The organism is Streptomyces sp. (genome assembly GCF_031178505.1).
GTDB classification, from domain to species: Bacteria; Actinomycetota; Actinomycetes; order Streptomycetales; family Streptomycetaceae; genus Streptomyces; species Streptomyces gulbargensis.
This window is the reverse complement of record NZ_JAPSIW010000937.1, coordinates 1-2,305: the sequence shown is the minus strand read 5'-3', so window position 1 is coordinate 2,305 and position 2,305 is coordinate 1. Positions and strand designations below refer to the sequence as shown.

Below are 2,305 nucleotides of genomic sequence, written 5' to 3'. Positions count from 1 at the left end.
CGTCCTCGCCCGCGCGCTGGTGGGGGAAGAGCACCGCGCCCTGCTGGAGGGCGACCGTCCGGGCGGGGGAGGGGATGCGGATGCCCTCGTCGCGGTAGCGCCGGTGCAGCCGCTTGATGAACTCGTGCTTGATCCGGTACTGGTCGCTGAACTCCCCGACGCCCAGGACGACGGTGAAGCCGATCCGGGAGTCGCCGAAGGTGTGGAAGCGGACCGCCGGCTCGTGGTCCGGCACGGCGCCGGTGATCTCCGTCATGACCTCGGTGACCACCTCGGCCGTCACCTGCTCCACCCGCTCCAGGTCGCTGTCGTAGGCGACGCCGACCTGCACGGTGATGGTCAGCCGCTGCTCGGGACGCATGAAGTTGGTCATGTTGGTCTTGGCGAGCTGCCCGTTGGGGATCACCACCAGGTTGTTGGACAGGTCGCGGACGGTGGTCTGGCGCCAGTTGATGTCCTCGACGTAGCCCTCCTCGCCGCTGCTGAGCCGGATGTAGTCCCCGGGCTGCACGGTCTTCGAGGCGAGGATGTGGACGCCCGCGAACAGGTTGGCCAGGGTGTCCTGGAGCGCCAGGGCGACCGCCAGGCCGCCCACGCCCAGGGCGGTGAGCAGCGGGGCGATGGAGATGCCCAGGGTCTGCAGCACCACCAGGAAGCCGATGGCCAGCACCAGCACCCGGGTGATGTTGACGAAGATCGTGGCCGAACCGGCGACCCCGGAGCGGGACGTCGTGACCGTCCGCACCAGCCCGGCGATCACCCGCGCCGCCGAGATCGTCACGACGAAGATGAGCAGGACGGTGAGCACCTGGTTGACGGTGTCCTGGACCGTCCGGCTCAGCGGCAGCGCCGCAGCGGCCCCGGCGACCCCGCCCGAGACCGCCGCCCACGGCGCCACCGTGAGCAGCGCGGCCACGATCACGTCGTCCCCGCTCCACCGGGTGCGGTCGGCGTGCCCGGCCAGCCAGCGCAGCAGCGCGCGCAGGAGGAAGGCGATCAGCAGCCCGGCGGCCAGGGCGATGCCGGCCAGCACCAGGTCGTCCACGGTGAGGTCGCGTGTCACCGGCCACCTCCGAGGAGGAGGGGAACGGCGGCGAGAAGCCTCGCCGACGGCCGGATGTGAAGTCTCGTCACGTCGTCACCTGCTCGAATCCGAAGGGCGCTCACACCGCTCGGCGAAGCGTCGAAGCGGCGGGACCGCTCATCCTGCCGCATCCCGGCCGGCGGCCCGCACCACGCCCGCCGGCCGGAGCGGGGCCCCGGCCGACGGCGCGCACGGAGGCGACCACCGCGCCCCGCGTCCCGCGCTCCGCGTCCCGTGCCCCGCGCTCCACGCCCCGCGGTCCCGTGCCCCGCGCTCCACGCCCCGCGGTCCCGCGCTCCACGCCCCGCGCCCGCCCCGCGCCACCGCACCGGACCGGGCCCGGCCCGACACGGCGGGGGCGGCCCCGGATCGGGCCGTCCGCGTTATCGTGCTCGGGCGCGTGGAACGGGGGTCCGGGGAGTCGCGCGCGTCGAGGCCGGAGGAGTCGTAGGTGGGGGCAGAGGTGGCGCCGGACACGGCCGCGCGGCTGCGGGCGATCTGCGGAGAGCTGTCGGACCGCTTCCTGGAGCGGGACGACGTGGTGCGGACGCTGGTGGTGACGCTGCTGGCCGGACAGCACTCGCTGCTGCTCGGCCCGCCGGGCACGGCCAAGTCCGAGCTGGCGCGGGAGCTGACGGGCCGGGTCGAGGGGGCCTCCTACTGGGAGATCCTGCTGTCCAAGTTCACCGCTCCGACCAGGATGTTCGGCCCCATCGACGTGGCCGCGCTCGCCCGCGGCGAGTACCGGCAGGTCTACGAGGGCCGCGCCACGACCGCGCACGTGGCGTTCATCGACGAGATCTTCAAGTGCTCCACGGCCGCGCTCAACGAGACGCTGGGCTACCTCAACGAGCGGATCTACCACCCCGAGAACGGCGGCGAGCCGATCCGCTGCCCCCTGATCGGCGCCATCACCGCGAGCAACGAACTGCCCACCGGTGACGACTCGGCCGCGATCTACGACCGGCTGCTGGTGCGGATCCAGGTCGGCTACCTGGCCGACCCCACCAACTTCGCCGCGCTGGTCCGCTCCGCGGTCGGCCGCCCGGCGGCCCCGGCCAGGACCACCGTCGAGCTGACCGCGCTGCGGCGGGCCGTGACCGGGGCCGTGCCGGACGTGGCCGTCCCCGACGCGGTCGTGGACGCGGTGTGCACGCTGCGGGCCGCCCTGCGCCGCAAGGAACTCGTCGCCTCCGACCGCCGCTGGCGCCAGGCGGTGCG

At 73.8% G+C, this 2,305-nt stretch carries 2 protein-coding genes; one reads left to right on the top strand and one right to left on the bottom strand.

Annotated elements, in window-relative coordinates:
* Window positions 1–1,063: mechanosensitive ion channel family protein (locus RIF68_RS34760; RefSeq protein ID WP_309055507.1), on the bottom strand; the 1,063-nt coding region annotated here is incomplete at its 3' end.
* A gap of 472 nt (window positions 1,064–1,535) precedes the next feature.
* Between RIF68_RS34760 and RIF68_RS34755 the strand changes: the two genes are divergently transcribed.
* On the top strand, window positions 1,536–2,305 hold a 770-nt coding region (locus tag RIF68_RS34755; RefSeq protein WP_309055505.1), incomplete at its 3' end, for an AAA family ATPase.